The 16,967-nt window shown below is 34.9% G+C and carries 14 protein-coding genes and 1 rRNA gene; 3 read left to right on the top strand and 12 right to left on the bottom strand.

The annotated features are described in order from the left end of the window. Window positions 1-149: 149 nt before the first annotated feature. From cas4 to BLP52_RS13595, 8 genes are read right to left on the bottom strand one after another with little or no spacing between them, the layout of a single operon-like run. Window positions 150-752, bottom strand: coding sequence for a CRISPR-associated protein Cas4 (cas4, locus tag BLP52_RS13630; protein WP_091711039.1), 603 nt, complete (start codon window positions 750-752; stop codon window positions 150-152). Between the two features lie 7 nt (window positions 753-759). Continuing rightward, the gene (gene cas2 / locus BLP52_RS13625; protein WP_091711038.1) at window positions 760-1,050 is read right to left on the bottom strand and encodes a CRISPR-associated endonuclease Cas2; all 291 of its coding nucleotides are present in this window, start codon (window positions 1,048-1,050) and stop codon (window positions 760-762) included. A 12-nt stretch (window positions 1,051-1,062) separates the two neighbouring features. Further along, window positions 1,063-2,031, bottom strand: a complete 969-nt coding sequence (cas1, locus tag BLP52_RS13620) for a CRISPR-associated endonuclease Cas1 (protein WP_091711037.1) — start codon at window positions 2,029-2,031, stop codon at window positions 1,063-1,065. Next, window positions 2,022-2,669 (bottom strand): CRISPR-associated endonuclease Cas6, encoded by a 648-nt coding sequence (locus tag BLP52_RS13615; RefSeq protein ID WP_238380851.1) that lies wholly within the window; start codon window positions 2,667-2,669, stop codon window positions 2,022-2,024. Before BLP52_RS13615 ends, cas1 begins: the two co-directional genes overlap by 10 nt. A 5-nt stretch (window positions 2,670-2,674) precedes the next feature. Then, on the bottom strand, window positions 2,675-5,047 hold the full coding sequence (cas3, locus tag BLP52_RS13610) for a CRISPR-associated helicase Cas3' (protein WP_162272993.1): 2,373 nt from the start codon (window positions 5,045-5,047) through the stop codon (window positions 2,675-2,677). After that, window positions 5,034-5,750 (bottom strand): type I-B CRISPR-associated protein Cas5b, encoded by a 717-nt coding sequence (gene cas5b, locus BLP52_RS13605; RefSeq protein WP_091711035.1) that lies wholly within the window; start codon window positions 5,748-5,750, stop codon window positions 5,034-5,036. Before cas5b ends, cas3 begins: the two co-directional genes overlap by 14 nt. Before the next feature lie 8 nt (window positions 5,751-5,758). Further along, window positions 5,759-6,745, bottom strand: coding sequence for a type I-B CRISPR-associated protein Cas7/Csh2 (cas7b, locus tag BLP52_RS13600; RefSeq protein WP_091711034.1), 987 nt, complete (start codon window positions 6,743-6,745; stop codon window positions 5,759-5,761). After that, entirely contained in the window at window positions 6,738-8,591 is a 1,854-nt protein-coding gene (locus BLP52_RS13595; protein ID WP_091711033.1) for a TIGR02556 family CRISPR-associated protein, read from the bottom strand. The genes cas7b and BLP52_RS13595 overlap by 8 nt, the downstream gene beginning before the upstream one ends. A 784-nt stretch (window positions 8,592-9,375) precedes the next feature. On the opposite strand from BLP52_RS13595, the gene BLP52_RS13590 reads away from it, so the two are divergent. Next, entirely contained in the window at window positions 9,376-9,915 is a 540-nt protein-coding gene (locus tag BLP52_RS13590; RefSeq protein ID WP_091711032.1) for a type II toxin-antitoxin system death-on-curing family toxin, read from the top strand. 362 nt (window positions 9,916-10,277) lie between these two features. Here BLP52_RS13590 and BLP52_RS13585 read toward each other — a convergent pair whose 3' ends face one another. Both BLP52_RS13585 and BLP52_RS13580 read right to left on the bottom strand, forming a co-directional pair. Further along, entirely contained in the window at window positions 10,278-12,167 is a 1,890-nt protein-coding gene (locus tag BLP52_RS13585; protein ID WP_091711031.1) for a hypothetical protein, read from the bottom strand. Beyond that, the gene (locus BLP52_RS13580; RefSeq protein WP_091711030.1) at window positions 12,167-12,364 is read right to left on the bottom strand and encodes a hypothetical protein; all 198 of its coding nucleotides are present in this window, start codon (window positions 12,362-12,364) and stop codon (window positions 12,167-12,169) included. The genes BLP52_RS13585 and BLP52_RS13580 overlap by 1 nt, the downstream gene beginning before the upstream one ends. A gap of 276 nt (window positions 12,365-12,640) precedes the next feature. Between BLP52_RS13580 and BLP52_RS13575 the strand changes: the two genes are divergently transcribed. Then, entirely contained in the window at window positions 12,641-13,570 is a 930-nt protein-coding gene (locus tag BLP52_RS13575) for a hypothetical protein (protein WP_091711029.1), read from the top strand. Here the strand turns inward: BLP52_RS13575 and BLP52_RS13570 are convergent. Continuing rightward, complete coding sequence (locus BLP52_RS13570; protein ID WP_091711028.1) at window positions 13,551-14,684, bottom strand: site-specific integrase; 1,134 nt, start codon at window positions 14,682-14,684, stop codon at window positions 13,551-13,553. The two genes, BLP52_RS13575 and BLP52_RS13570, sit on opposite strands and share 20 nt — an antisense overlap. A 166-nt stretch (window positions 14,685-14,850) precedes the next feature. Then, complete coding sequence (locus BLP52_RS13565; protein WP_091711027.1) at window positions 14,851-16,038, bottom strand: C39 family peptidase; 1,188 nt, start codon at window positions 16,036-16,038, stop codon at window positions 14,851-14,853. An 843-nt stretch (window positions 16,039-16,881) separates the two neighbouring features. On the opposite strand from BLP52_RS13565, the gene BLP52_RS13555 reads away from it, so the two are divergent. Next, window positions 16,882-16,967, top strand: a 16S ribosomal RNA gene (locus BLP52_RS13555); the annotation flags it as partial.

The following is a 16,967-nucleotide window of genomic DNA, read 5'->3' as shown; positions in this document are numbered from 1 at the left end:
GTTTCAATCCTTGTTTTAGTGGATCTTGATTTTGAATAGCGCAAATATTTCCTGTTTTTAGCAAAATAACCCTTTAAATTGCTTCTTTCATAATACGCTAATTCTTGTTGCAAAATTATTGAACTCCTTATAAGTATAAGAAAATTGTGTCATACACAAATATTTCTATAACAACAATCAATGCATTTATTCTTTGATTTGGTTGCTGAAGGATATTTACCTTTGTCAACGATCTCAATAATATCTGTGATAATGTCATTAGCTTTTTTAAAATCAGATGGTTTAATGGCTAATTCTTTTATCATATTATTACTACGAGTATAGCAGATATATCCTTTTTGAACTTCTATGTTGTAATTCTCTTTTATCAACAATGCCTGTAGAACAAGTTGATATTTGTAAGTTGAGAATACCTTATCTTTATATTCTGCAAACTTATATTCCAAAGGAGCAGCAGTATTATCTTCTAAAAAAAGTACTTCATCTACAATTCCTTTTATGTGGTTGGATTTAGAAACAACATAAACTTCCGATTCTTTTCGAATGCAATTCAGTTTTTTTCGTACATATTCCTTGTTTGTCATTTGGCGCTGCTTATGAACATCCCTTCCTTTGACAACTTTATATCTTTTTTCTTCATATTGTGGGATATCCAGACAATACATAAAATAAATAAATCTGGGACAGAATAGATATTCCAATACATCTGAAATGGTTATTATTGTAGAACTTTCACTTTCTTTTTGTTCCATAATGTCCTCAGAAGAATGTTGTCAACACTTCATCACTAACAAGCTCCTTGTCAAAAGCCTGGCCTATAAGCTTGACTTTCTTAAATGATTCATCATCCATTGGGAATATATAGACCGAATCAATTTCAGGGTCTATAAGATCTTCACATTCAATTGCCAGAGAATCCCTTTGGTTGGCGTTGAGGTCTCCAAGGAATACGCTTTTTTGAACCCTGTAAAGTCCATAGTTCTTACACCTGTCACTTACTTTTTTGCGGACCGGATCATCTGCAATGTCATATATAACCCACACTAACATTTCAACACCTATTCATTTGATTAGTTCATTGGCTATTTTGTGGCAATCATACTGTATTGTATTTCTGATTTTGATATTTCTGCCATGATAGCTTATCGTTTGATCAAGAATCTCATTGAGTGACTGAATTAGCACAGCTTTACCTTCTTTGTTTAGGCTTAGTCCATTGGGGATTTTGTCAAAGTGATCTTCTTTAACTTTTCTTTTTGAGAACAAGTTAACAACAGTTCTGTCAACATGGATACGATACATTTCAATGAGATCAAAAACAAGGGATTTTTTGTTATAGTTGTCAGTATGCATAAACCCTACATATGGATCAAGTCCTGAGAGAATACAGGCTTTTTCGACCATAGAATAAAGAACTCCATATCCATAATTAAGTAGACAATTAAATTCATCTGTTGCAGGGTTTCTACTTCGCCCTTCAAACTTCCATTTTTCAGGCATTATGTAGCTCAGTGAATTAAAATAATGTCTTGAAGACATACCTTCTATTCCCATGATAGTTCCTCTTGTTTCATCGAGAACCCCATCGAGTTCGAGAAGTTTATCCTTCATAGCATCTATACTTGCAATGTATTCATCCATTTCTTCCCGTTTATCGGGCCGGTTCTTTTTTAGGTCTTTCAGAAATTCTATTTGATTGTTGATCTTTATCTCTATCCAACCTTTTGCAAGCTCAAATCCTTTCTTTTTGTCTGCAATTTCAAGTTGTTTTCTACGGATGAGTACGGTACTTCCTAATTTTGAATGCCATACTCTTCCATAAGGATCTCCAAAATGGTCCAGAAATATTATGTCAATGTTATTTTCAACAGCGAACTTGATGGCATCAGTAGTAATGGTTGCTGATGTGGTTATAAGGATGCTTTCAACTTTGTTGGCAGAGACTTCAAACACTTTGTCTTCATTCTTTACAAGAAAACAGTTCTGTTGTTTTTTAAGGAAAGATCCTCGTGAATTGATCACTAGCTGCATTTTTTCACCGTCCCAAAACCACGTGATACGGATTTGCCTAATCCCAGATAGTCAGGTATCTGGAAGTTTGTGACAAAGGAGCCTTTGAAGGCAAGTATCTCATTACCCTTCAAGCTTGAGCGACGTGCTTTCAGTTCTGTATGGCATTTGATCCTTTCAGGAACTTGGTAATTCAAGGATTTTGACATGGAAAGCATGTTACCGGTTAGATTTCGGTTTAATAGATTTGCCTGTTGTTCTTTGTCAGAAGAAATATATTTTCTGTGATTTTCCTGATTGAGTGCGAACCAGGGCGTTACAAAATCATATTTGATCAGCTTTTCAGAGATTCCAAACTCTTCTTTTTTGTAGCTTATTCCTCTTTCTACTATCTCATACTCATTGCCATTAAGGTTGATCTTGTCGTATTCGTCATATATTTCTTTGAGCACTTCTGCACCATCATTTATTCCTATGACTGTAGGTGTTTGACCTATCATCTTGTACTGGACCATCGGGTATTGGTAAATGAATTTATCAGTGTTATGTTGGTGTAAGAGGTTGTATTCGTTGAACTTGGTGGCAAAGAAGCCTCTAAGTTGTGCACCTGATCCTTTGATAGGGTGGGTGGAGGTGAGAGTTAATCTAAAAATCTTCAATTCTATCAAAAAATCAATGCTCCTTCTTCTTTTGCTATAAATCCTGTTTCTTTATTGTACCATTCATTCAGCATTTCAAGTGAAACATAACTTATTTCGGTATTAGGATCAACTAAAGATGGTGCTTTAGCTTTTGGAACAGAAATTACATACTCATAGAACTGCTTTTTAAAATTCAAGAATTTGTTTTTCCTTTCAAGTGAGTTCTTGATTTCACGAAGTGCTTTGAATTGTTGCCAAATACCATGGGCATTATTATCAATTTCAATGAATACATCTGCTTTTTCATAATCATTTTCAATCAGATAGAAATTTTCTTTGATATAATCAAAATGCATATTATGTAAGGCATCAAGTATTTCTTTTGCTTCATCTTCACTTTGAGTTTCTTTTATCTTTTTGAAATACTCATTGTTTAGTTCCAAAAACTCCTTTTCTTCGATGATACCAGTTCCATCTAAAGTTTCTTTGGTTTTATCAATCAGAAAGGTGGAATAGATATATTTGTAGTATTCCTTTCTTTCATCTTTGAGAATGAATACTTTTACTTCTCCCTTTTTTTTGGTATCGAAGTTTCTGTTGCATCTTCCTGCAACTTGGTTAATGGAGTCCAAAGTACTCATGTCTCTATAAACCACATCAACATCAATGTCAACACCCGCTTCTATTAATTGAGTGCTTACTATTACTCTCCGTTTTTTAGTGTTCTTTATTTGTTTAATTTTTTCAAGGCGTTCTTTTGGAGTTATATGTGTTGAGAGGTAAAAGTAGTCAATGGATTCTTTTTTAGGAGATGTGAGGTGCTCATATACTTTTTTACTTGCATTGATGGTGTTTAAAACGATTAAAAAATCATTATTTTCCATCGTTTCAATGTCTAATCTGACCTTTTCCTTGAAATCATCTAAACTCATAGGTTCAGGTAAGTACTGAAGGCTAATTCGATCAAATTTGGAAAAATACTCATTCTTATTCTTTGCAAGTTCAACAATTTCACCTTCATTTTCATTAAAAATAAGAGGTTGTGTTGCCGTGACAAAGACAAAATATGTATTTAGATGCTTGGATAATGATATAATAAGTTCTTTAAAAAGTAGCCAATACTTATGTGGAATAGATTGAACTTCATCGAGAATAACAATGGAATTAGCAATGCTGTGGAATTTTCTTAATGACCTATTTCTATTCGAGATCAGTGTATGGAAAAACTGTACGAATGTGGTGACAACTATTTCTGAATTCCAACCTTCAATTAATAAAAGTGCTTTATCTTCTTTAAACTCATCATCTTGAAATGTGTACTGAATATCTGACAAGTGGTGATGTTTCAATAGTGTAGATGTATCTGGTTCATCTCCGTAAATTGTTTTAAAAACATCTTCGAATACCGAATAATTCTGATCTATTATACTCAAAAAAGGCAAACAGTATATTACTTTTGGAGAATAATTGAGTTCACTCTCTATCTTTTCTCTTAATTTTAATGACAATGAGAATGAAGTAAGTGTTTTTCCTGTTCCAGTTGGAACATTCAAAGAATAGATTCTATGATCAAGATTTATGTTCTTAATTTCATCTGTAACATCAGAATAGATTAGATTTCGAATGTTGTCCATTCCTTCCTCTGTATTATCCCATTTTTTAAATTTGCGATATTCATCTACTAATAATGGGCTAATCTTTGGTCGAGTAGACATGTTGAGACTTGCAGCATCTGTTTTATCTGAGTTCAAAAGAACTGAATACAAAAGTTGAAAGAGGATATAACTATATGTTGAACCTACAATTTTCAAGTGTTTTGCTAATTGCCTTTTGCTTTTTTTTATTTCTATGGACAATGGTTCTATTTGCTTCAAGAAATCATTGATATTTATGTCAGGTAAAAGTGATTGATAAACCTCAGTAATTTGCTTTGAATCAATAGCTTCAGATTGTTTTTTTAAATATTCAATATTTTCATCATCTAAAGCAAGCAATTCTAAAATAGGGTTATACAAATTACCATGATGCCTTTTTACAGCTAAATATCCAAATAATGGTATGAAAAAAAGCTCCTCATTTTTTTCTTGAAGATGTTGTTTTAGTACATAGTAAGTAAAAACAGCAGAAATCAGTCCATGCCGAGTAAGAGGATTGTTCTTAAATTTTAATTTACGCTGTTCATCTGTTTCTCGTATATAATCTTGAAAATAATGTGTGGCTTTACCAAGGTCGTGGCAGGCACCAATGATATATGATATATCTTCAAGAATATTTACATCTAAATTTTCAAAATTTAAATTCTTTGAATTAATAGTAATTCTACTAATATCTGCAACATTTTTAAGATGAATGTAGAGTGTTTTCTCGGGGTGAGAGAGTAGTTCATAAGAAGACAATTCTCTCACCATTATCAAGTTCCCAATACGTGTCAAATTTTGCAATGATGGGTTGACCATTACGCTCAAAAGCTACTTTAGAATATTCCAGTACAGTTCTATCCTCTGCCATTTCAATAGGTAAGGTTTCATGGAAATACTCGCCACCATTTTCATCAAACCTGATTTTCAAATTTGAATTTTGTTTGACTGGAATTGCGGAATCTATTCTTACAAAATCTTTGGTTCCATTTTTCAATTCTGAGCTGAATTCACCAACAAAAGCAAAATTTGCAATATGTTCACTAAGTCCAAGACAGGGGGTATAAAATGACTGATGTTGTGTAAGGTATGAATGCAGTTTTTCATATAATTCAGCTTCTTTATGGCTAAAATATATTCTAAACCTTGCATCTTTTAGAAGTTCAAAGCGTATTTGTGTACGATTCTTTATTTTACTCATCACTAGTGCAGTTTTGGTGTCAATTAGATTTTCAGAAAGTCTGACCTTTTTTACTGGAGACAACAGTTTCACAGCAATATCAGCTTTATCTTTAGAGAAATAACTAAGATATTCTGTTTTATCAATACCAATAATTGCTGCAATTAAGCCACATATTGCAGTTCGTGGTGGTATGGAAAAAGTGAGTGGTGATGTGGTGGTATAATACTTCCTGAAATGAGCATATTCTCCCCATACATCGAATGCAAGTACTTTATCCACTTTAACACCTAAAACTTCAGTTCTTTGATTGATAATTTATTATTATTTAGACATTCACTGAGAGTTGTTTCTTTTCCATCAAATAACAACTTCACTCTGTCGTCTATACAGTATTCCACGTTATCAATAGTCTCAATGTTTTTAGAGAAGGCACTGATAAGTTGTGAAATATCTAAATTTATCTGTGAAACATCACGTATTTCATCATCTGGTATGTTTGAATCAAGTTTTAGCATATTATTCAGATCACCTATGTGATAGTTTTCTTTTTTGTAATTGATTTTTAGAATCAATCTTGGAACTTGACCTACTTTTGATCTAGATATTAGGCTTTTTGTTCCATTCCACATTCCATCTAAAAGCAATTTTATGTCATCTTCCGTCAATCGTGTTTCTTTTGCAACATTTTCATTTATAATACCATAAAAACAAATAAGCGAATAAGGTAAAAAATCTTCTTCTCTGAAGGTTTTTTGTGATGCACCTTTTTTAGATGCAAATGCTCCAGTTCCTTTGAAATGTTTTGTAAAAACTTTATGCAATGAACGTCCTATTTTAAATTGTACGGGACCTGTGTGGGTAATTGAGGAACTTTTGTTTGTCTCTTTTTCAATTGGAAGTGTGACACCAAACAATCTTACATCAATACAATCTTTGAGAACATTTTCATCAATGATTTTTTTCATCTCTGCCAGACTAATATCTTTTTTATCTACAACCTTGCCATTTTCCTGCAAAAAGTCTTCAGCTCTGAGTTTTGCATCTTGGATATGACCCTCATCATCTTCAATTTCGCGAACGAATATCTCTTGTTCCTTATATCTATATAGGTAATCTCGAATTGTTCTTTTTAGTCTTACATCTGTAACAAGATTAATTCCAGTTTCTTCATCTATCCTAGGTTTATTCTCATCAAGAGGGTCACCATTGGGGTTCGAATCTTTTGCGTCATACAAAAATAATAATTCTGAACGATTTGAAATTACGTCACTCATCTGCATTCTCTCCTTGGTTCTTAAATAGATATGAAAGGTTCATTCCAAGAACATAATAGAAATTGATTTCATCTTTGGATATATTCCAGTTACTACCTGCTTGTAGCATATATTTTGAAATTAAAGTTTCAAGGTCTCGATAGTAATTTTTCCCATAGTCTTCAAGTTTATTTTGAATTTCAGGGAAGAGTTTCTTTACAAGCTTCTCATCTAGTTTTAAGCCATGTAACTTTGTTCTGAAAGGTGATGCTCCTCTGTCATGCAATTGAATATTCAAAAGATACTGTGTAAGAGTACCTTGTAAAAAAACAGCTCTTTTTGCAGGTTGGTTAAAAAAATCAGGAAACTCACTAAAAAGTAGATTTGCTTTTTCATCAATAGATGTATTACATTTATTTAAGGTATTATCAAAATCTGTTCTCACTTTATTCTCTCCATTGAAATTGTCTAGCAGGTCTAGATAATTTAAATAATCTAGTAGTTGAAGGCCTCTGAGGGTAGAATCAATTGTACTTCTATCATTCACAAAGTCTCTCCTCACTTTGTCCACTATTTTTTTCACCAAAAAAGTATAACTAAGTGTCTTATTTGAAAAAATATTATTCACAATTTCCAAAAAATATTTAGTACCGTCTTGTTCTTGGTTACTAAATAAATACCAGATATTACCAAATGTAAAGGAGAGTGAATGATTCTTTTTGTAAAGATTATTGAAAGTACTTTTTTTATCCACTATTTTTTTTATTTCAAACAATTTTCTTAATCTGGAAGGAAGAACATCTTCGACATAAAGTAGAATCCTAAAAGCAGCATTTGTTTTCTCAAAAAATAGAATATTGTTACTTATTGTGTTACTTTGATTTGAAAGAAGTTCAAATATCTCTTCTTCAGTTTCAGATAACAGTCTTCCATATTCTTTTTTGATGGTTAAATTTCCATCAAGTATATTTGCTCTATAATCCTCAAATACTTCATATATCTCATTGCTTCCATTTTGTTGGAGAAGTTTTGGGATTATATAATAATTTATACCATATGATTTGTACTTAAAGTATTCTTCTAAATACTGTTTTCCAGCCTCCAGAGCAAGAGAACATTTAAGGCATACTGGATAGTTTTTCCAAGATTCACTTCTGTCAAATCCTCCACTGACAAATCCGGGCTTATCTACATTATAAAATTTATATGTAGTAACTAGTCCATATACTTCTTCACTTTCATGACTGCATACTGAGCAAACTTGATTATGTCCTATGGAGTCAATTTTGTATGTAGCTGAGTGAGATAAATTTTGAGAATAGTATTGTTCCACTATCTTTTTAAAAACAATGATGTCTCCTATATATTGAGGAGAGAGATTTGTAGTATTTATGACTAAAGTAATGATTGCATTTTCATTTTTTGCAAAATCACTACTTTTTTCAGTTAAATCATTTAAAATAATATCTTTGTTAATCTCCAAGCAGTCATATATGCTTTCAAGAAACTTTGATTCAACTTCTTCTATATCTATATTCGTATCATTGAGAACTTTTCTGAACCACGCAATTGTTTTGTTGTTCCATGTTTTATCTAACGTAGTAATTTTAGAAGTAGGGGACAAATCTGTCCCTCTAGAAGATCCGCCTTTATATAGGTACTTTTCCTTCTTTTCTTTACTATATTCTTCAAGCTGAATGCCACCGTACGTGAATTCTGTTTCAGCTTCATTCAGAATTATTGCTAAAATATGCTTGTAAGTTGAAGATGATGCAGGGTCTTCAATTATAATTTCGATAGGATTATCTGGATTTTTTCTATCTTTTTTTAGTGCATACTCTCCAATCTCTTTGATTGCCTCAATCACAACATTTCACCAATCCCTACAATGTCTTTACGTTGTAAATTATTAATAAACGTTTCTATTTGTTTTTGTGTATATTTCTATTATTGATATTGGTAACAACCTGAGGTTGAAATACTTTAGATTAAATACAGTAACATTTTAAAGTAAAAATAGAATCCGCTGCCTTTCAATTACTCCAAACACCCATAAAATGAGTAAAGTAATGATTATCCTTAGGATAGGGACATTTTGGCGGTTTCCGTCCTCGCTGCCTTCGCGGTACTGCGGGCGGTGCACCGCCTTACGTTGGTATTAGACGCACTGTCGTCCTCTGCTCCAGTAGGTGCTCGGACCACAGTGCTTCAAGATGGCTGGTGCACCGATGCTCTCGGGTTCGCATCCGTGCAAAAAAATAACTCAAAAAATGCGATGCTCATATTATAAGTACGTTCAAACGCCACTTGGGCTTGGTGGTGCGTTGGAAACGCAGGGTGGAGTTGACGCTCATGCGCCGCTTAGGCTGTTCTAGGGATACCCTCCGGAAAGGGGTGTGAGTAGGAGGAGCATCGTATAGATTTGTTTTGAAGGATAATGCTTGAAATCATATGGGTACTTATCTTTAAAAATCGAAAAGTAATTTCTGATTAGGCAAAACAATTGGAAGATCTTCCTATTTTGGGTGTTTTCGGAATACTTTCAATTTACAGACAACTGTTTATATCGGGTTAAATAATACTTACCGTTAATATTTTTGAAAATATAGAATCGAAAGCTTTAAGCTTTAAAACTGGAGTTTTATCATAGAATGGACCGAAAGCCTATTGTTGATTTGAATGTTGAGAAGGTTATCGAAATCCATGACTATATTATAGAGTTTGACAAGGCGCTGAATCCTGATGATTATTTACCAGGAATACATGAAATTGGTTCATTAGAAACTTTGTTCGAATGGAGAATACACTCTAATAATAGTGTGTTCCAGAATGCTGCGTTTGCGCTCGATTCTATTACGTGCCGTCATGCATTTCGAAATGGTAACAAAAGGACAGGGTTTGCTGTTGCCTATATTTTACTGGAAGCCGAAGGGTATAAAATCATTGCAACTGAAGACGAAAGATTACAGTTCCTTTTAAAAATAGCAAGATATGAAGTTGATGTGGGTTTCATTGAGACTTGGTTGAGACAGAATTCACGTAAGATGGGGCGAATAGAATTTTTGCTTAACTGGGTATTGAAAAGGAAAGAAATAGGTATTGTATATCTTTTTGTGAAGGTTCTATTGAAATGTATACCTAATGATTATTACAAAAATATAAATGAAGAAAAAGAAGAGAAAAATGAATAATCACATTTTTGCTAAGGTTTTTAGCAAATCACGATTTTCTTCTACGAAATTGTCCAGTAATGCTCTTTCGTCCAATGACAACTTATCTAATGAAGTTGACTTGTGTTTAAGCGCAGATAATTTACGAATTTGTTTCCTGAACATGTTTATCACTCCTTAAATCAATACTTATAATGCTGCTTAACTTGTCATTTGTACTGATTCATAGTATAAATAATATTGCGCAATATTATGCTATAAAGGTTATTATAGGTATCTATAAGCTATAATATGGATTATTTATACAACTTTTAAAGTCGAACATTCTAGATTAAATCTTTGGTTTTATAGAGGAATAAATGCCAGTTTTAGCTATAGGAAATTCATCTGACTGGCTGCAAGACTATCTCTCTAAACTTCATGTAATTGGTCACAATATCCTCTAGATAACTTCCGTGCCTGACTCTGTATCTACCTCTTTTCATTCTCTCAAAATCATCAGATTTACTGACATTCTTATCAAAGAACCTGTTACTCCATGGATGGAAGAACTTTCGGGTCACAAATCCTTTTGTTCTAAGTTCGTTTACTAGATTGTTAAAGAAGGAAATATCTTTGAATGATTCGTGCAGCTCTGTAGATTGCAGGTATGCAGTAAGATATTGTTTTTGATCATCATCGGTCACCTCGGAATTCATTCTGGTCCACTGATGATAGCCATGCTGGTATTTTTCTTTATCAAAGCCTGATGTTCTTCTGGTGAAGTGGAAGCTCAGCTTTGCATACATGTAGTGTTTCATCTGCTCTGGATGGATGAAGAATTGTGCGTAAATGGGTTTGCGGCCATTTCCAATGTCTGCAGAGAGTTTTAGTTCATTGCCCAGGACAATTTCATTTCTCAGGTTCTTTTTTGTTTTCTTGTATATCTTGTGTGAGAACCTTGTTGTATTGGGTTCTATGTCTGACATGTATTTTGTAACAAGAAGGGGTGTATTGTCGTGAAAGCTGGAATCCATGAGATTATAGGAGTGGTAGTTGTCCATTACTTTCTTCATGTGTTTGATCGGGTCAAGTGGAAGTGGAGTGTTCCAGCATATTTCTATCTGACTGATGTTGAACTCAAGAGGTGACTTTCTGATCTCTTCCTGCTCAAATCCATCTCTTTCAAGCATTTTGTAATATGCTTTTTTGGCTTTGTGTTTCAGCTCTTGGAGGGCTTCAAGTTCGTATTTCTGGTATTCTTTTTCAAAACCTATAGGAATGAAGTTGTTCTCATCCAGTAGTTCATTATTGAATGCTTCTTCTATTTCTGGAATGTCTTCTTTCATCTTTTTGTAGACTATTCTTTGCAGGTTGGCATAGATGAAAAGTGAGACCGGAGCACCTTTTGGAGGATTGTGCCGGAAGCGGTATGTTACTCCTTCGGTTTCCCATAAATAGGAATCTTTGTAGACTTTCGGTACTGATGTCAGATTGTAGTCTGGGAGTATGGAACGATGTTTCATGAAATCGTATTCTTCCTCCAGATCAGCAGGCAAGCACGAATATGCATAGTCTTCTATGTCTTCTATTGAATAGCCTTTATTGGAGAGTTCATTTTTATGGCGCATGTAACGTTCAATTTCTACTTCATGTTGAAATCTGTGCATTGTGTTACGAATTGCTTTTTTAACGTTACTTTTGAAAGTAAGATACTCCTTGGAGTAAACCTGCAGGCTTATCCTATCGATCATCAATGCGGGGTATTCGATATGTTCTGAGTCGTGCTTGTAAAAGTCGTCCGTCAGTAGGGTGTCCCATTCAAGATATCGATCTCTGACAAACTCCCTCTTAAAGTTCGAGAATTTTGATTTCTCATTCTTTAAGAATCTGTCAATCTTTATTCTGTGGCCATTTTTCCTGTAATAATCGCATATTATATCGTTGAACTCATCCAATCTTTCAATATCTTCAGGTTTGCCGTAATAGCTTTCAATGCTTTCTTTTTCAGCAATTCCAAGGTGCTTTCCTAAAAGTTCGCTGAAGGGAGTAGGTGCATCTCCAAGGAAAGAATCAAATAAACAGATATCTTCTTGAAATCGGTTAAAAAGGTCAATATCATATTTGTTCTGTTTGTGATCTTCAAACACTGATTCTGTAGATCTCCAGAAAGAGGTAGGTAACTCATAGGATTTTACATCAGCAATCGGTATTTTGCTTTCATCACCAAACAGTTTATCAATAATTATTTTGTTTGCATCTCTATCAACTATGAAGTTGGATGAATCATCCATCACAATAACCCCCTTGATCTTTTAAGTTCTTCAAGGGTCATTTCTCCACGTCTGACAGGTTCTAGAAGCTCATCCAGCTTTTCATTTGCTAGTTCATCTATCCTGAACATCAGTTGGAAGGATTGTGGCATATGCTCAACAATCTGTTCATCTACTTTCTTGATAGAAGGTTTAATACATGATACACTACTATTCATTAATGTGCACCTCTACGTGCGCGTTTGTGCATCGGTTCACTATCCGCCAAGATTTGTTGGACCGGTGCAGACTCTAGTTTTTTGCTCAAATTTCTATACAGGTTACTCGTTGTCGAGTTTAGGAGGGAATTGTTCCCCAGATGCAAGACTGGAGTACTGTTATAAATAGTATTATAAGTTGTAGGTGACAGAAAATTAATCCCTACCAGTGGGGAATAGAAATCAAATCCCCACAAGTTAGATGTCTTCAAATAGTTTGTTTGAAAATTATCTGGCATGGATGATTTGAACTCAGATTATACTTCAGATGATTATGCTAAAGAATATCTCTTAAATAAAATAGATGAAAAGATTATCATATATCTTATTAATATCAACAATGAGCCTACATATGCTGCAGAAATTGCACGTGAGTTTAAAGCTGATAAATCATGGTTAAAGGGAAAATGTGAAAAGCTGATAGATAAGGGTATTTTGTTATCAGAAAACAAATGTGCTATTCGGTATACATATACCGAACATTATTACTTGGGCGATATGACAGACGTTTTGAATTACTTGTATGCACAGGGTTCAAAAAGCCTGATTGATCATATCATGACAAAAGACTATTATAAGTCACAAATTGATAATCTGATTTCTAATTTTGAAAATAAACGGGTATCTTCAGGCCACAATGCTTTTTCAGCAAACGAAAAAGAAGTGATACAATTATGTCTTAAATATTCTTACAAGGCTCTATATGTTGTATTGGGTATCTACGATTGTGGGGAGCTTTCAGGATGGCTTGTTTATGAACACAAAGTTTTAGCCAAGCACTTAAAACAAGGTCGATTTATATCGGTGTCTACAATAGCCGCTGCCATAGTCGAAAGTGAGGTGGTTGCTGAGGACAAACAAGTTCAACTCCTCAATGAAATTCATGATAAAGCTTTGAGTTCTTTGACTCCAAGAGTTAAGCATTTTGAAAGTTTACTTGATAAAAGTAAAGTACCTATCTTATTTGAGCAAATTTTGTGTGATTACCCATTTTTAGAACTTTTGACAGCAGAAGAAGATCGTGAACAGTTCAGATTGGATGTTAAAAGAGTTCATTTCTTAGTTAATGACATAATGGACCCTTCATTTAATCCTATTTTAGAGAAAGATGAAAAAGATAGATATGCACATTGTCCGTCCCTTGATCTTAAACGTTCATCTTCTTAAGAACATCATTAATTCGAGCTTCTACTAATTCATCGACCTTTGATTGCATAAGCTGGGTGAGTTTATCATCGGCTGTTTTCATTTCAGAATCCATCTTAATTGCTGTTTTCTGGTCAAGGACCATTGAACAGCTACTACAATATTTAGCATCGTGTGGGTTAAGGCTTTTACAGCGAGGGCATTCTATTGGTTTGAGTTCAAGCTTTTCCTTTTTAGTTTCATCTTCTATTATTCCGTAAGATGCCAGGACCTTCTTTTCCACGTCATCTCCTGATAGGTGGATGTAGGTGGCAGGCATTTTGGAATCTGCTTCCCAACCTGCGATTATCCTTAGTTCTGTTTCCTTGAACCCACGTTTGACAAGATCAGTGAGCTTTCCGTGTCTGAATGCATGTGGGTGTACATTTTTCTTAACACCTGCATCATTTGCTACTGTCTTGAGCATGTTCTGAACTGTGCGAATGTCAAGTCTTTTCGGTTCTTTTCCGCTATTTCTGAATGTGACAAATAGAGGTGCATTGGGGTCGTCTTTATTGGGGTGCTGATTGATCCATGCTTGAAGGTCCGGTACTGCTTCAATGAGTCTTATTCTTCTCATCCCTGTTTTTCCTTCGACAACTATCACAGCTCCGTATTTGTCTATCTCGACATGTCCAAGGTTCAGGCTGAGTATCTCAGTAGCCCTTGCGGCACTATCCCAGAATGACATAACAATAGCTCTATCACGTTGCGTCTTGCAGGAAGGTACAAGTTTTTTGATATCTGCAGGAACAATTATCTCTTTGGTTGGTAAGTGGTTCTTTGGTGCCCTTGACTTGATGTCGTCAAAGAAGTCATTTTCAGGCTTTAGCCACTTGAAGAAAAGTCTCAGGTCAACAATGTCATTATGAACTCTTTTTGGTTTGTTGTTCTTCCTTCGGTAGAGGATGTAATTCTCAATGTCCTTTTTAGTAATGTCATTGACATTTTTATTATCGTGATGCTTCAGGAAGGTATAAACTTTCCATAGCTTGGTGTTGATTGTTGTTTCCTTGAAGTTATTAAGATCAAGGCTCCTAGCATAGTCTTCTAGGGGTTCTTTGTTCTCTCCTTCTAGCTCAGGTGCATATTTCATACTATGTAGTATGCTTTATACAGTAATATATATTACGTGACCCTGTAAGTAGGGCTTAGGACCCTGTCTCGTAGGAGTTCGTGCGTTCGAATCGCACCTCCCGCACCAGTTTTATATTATCTAATGTATTATATTTTAGATAATGTATTTAAATCTGAAAAAGTAATCAATTTACACAAAGATCAATGTTAATGCTATCAATCTCTTCCATCTTTTCATCAAAAAGGCTAATCATAACTCTGTAATGCCCAGAATCCACAGAATACAATTCATTTGAGTAATTCACTCCTTTTGAGATAGTATTGTATGCTGCCAGATCAAAACTTGTTTTATAATTAAAACCATCGATTAACTTATTAGTTTCAGCATCTTCAAGCTGGCATGTCACTGTATATCTGTTTTCTTCAGATGTTGGATTTGCTACAGTGAAATACACAGACATGCTGTCGGATTCCTGTGGCTCTCTGTTGCTGGTCAGGTCGCTGCTGTCAACAATGCAATATCCATTCTCGTAGGTACCGTCAAATCTCAATAATCCGGTGTCATTATCTTTGAATCTGTTAGTGAAAGTCAGGCAACTGAATCCCTTGTCACTACCGTCGGTCAGATAGATGGAACCTTCTGTTGAGTTTTCAGGAGCTTCACTTATGGTCTCAATTGTGTATGCCATGTTCGATGGTGAAATATTCTTGACAAGTTTTTCATTGAAATCTTCCCAGCTTACTGGTACTGCAATGTAGCCATTTTCACTGCCAAAAAGTCCTTTTGTGATCGCGCCGCTGGAATCTGTCAGGTAGATGAACTGATCATCGTATCCTACTGCGAGTATTGCATGTCCTTCTTTTACTCCTTCTGAATTCAGGTACTGGAATGCCATGAGGACAGGTTGTCCGTTCTTGATATTATTTATTATCAGGTCATCAAAGGTTTCATTATCGAAATCTGTTATAGTCAGTCCCCAGATGGTTCTTTTAATTTCGATTGAATATGCCTGTTCAGCATAATTTTCCAGGGTTCTGTCCGAAGGGTCGTATTGCCTGGAAAAAGTATCGTAGTATCCGGAGTCAAAATAATTTGCCATATCCCACGTTTCAATGTTCTGGTTGTTATAATTGAACATCATTGTGAGGCAATAGTAAAGGCACCAGTTAGTGTCCCCCTGGTTATAATATGGTACGTCCAGTATTGTGTTAGTGTTCAATGAGTAATTGACATTCTGTAGCATGCCTGTCTCCTCTGTGGAAGCGACATTGCATGTGCATAATATCAATATGGAAAGCATAGTAGCCACTGCTTTGCCTACATAAGCATAGCTAACACTATTGATGTTATGTGGATCCCCCGATCCGCTCATACTCCGTTTGACTCCTGATCTCGTTTTTCAGGGCGCATGTTAAGATTCGTCAATGCGGACGATCTGTGAACATCACGCTACAATGCACAAGTTATTTTGCATACCTGATATGAGTTTTTTAATCCTGTGTATTGTTATATATACGTTCCTGATATCGAAAATCTGCTAATCGTGATGATGATGAGGTTTGTAGATGTCCTGCATTTTAGTAGGATTTTTGGAATGGTGTAATGGTGATTTATCAGATATTTTTGGAAATCTTCTTATCTGTGATGAAATTTTTAATACTTATGGCAATTTGTAATTAGTTCTTCGGAATATATTGTGCAGGAAAATTTGTCAATTTATGATATATCATTGTTTATTTATGATGTAATGGCTATTCCTGGTTAGATGTCCGCAACGCTTATATAGTAAGCTTGTTATGTAAGGGTGCTCGTGAGGAGCCCGGTGATGCGGCCAACGCATCACGAAAATGAGCTCATCGCAGAGCAGAAGATGAAGTATCAAATTTCATTTCATCATGGCAGGTGTGATCAAAGGTCCTTCCTTTGGCTTCGAACCAAGCGTTCGAAAGCCTTATATATGATGGTGACCTTTGAAGGAGTCCGCGCAAATCGCGCGAAAACACTTACAATCACCGCCTTACAAGTGGAGACAGAAGTTTTTTCTGTCTGACGTTGGATTTGGCAGTTCGGTTAATTCTGACCGGTAGTGTATAACTACTAAATAAATTTAAGGAATTAACCAAACTATGTGCAAATAGGAAATATTCTCTCAAAGAGAGTTCTTTCCGACTGATTCCTAAATGACTTCCAAATATTTTGTGTGTGATCAACAACAATTCTGGTTGATCCTGCCAGAGGTCACTGCTATCAGTATTCGATTAAGCCATGCGAGTCAAATGTTCTTCGTGAACATGGCGTACT

The organism is Methanolobus vulcani (assembly GCF_900100715.1).
Lineage (GTDB): Archaea > Halobacteriota > Methanosarcinia > Methanosarcinales > Methanosarcinaceae > Methanolobus > Methanolobus vulcani.
Note: the sequence above shows the minus strand (reverse complement) of the source record. Positions and strands in the feature narration are given on the sequence as shown.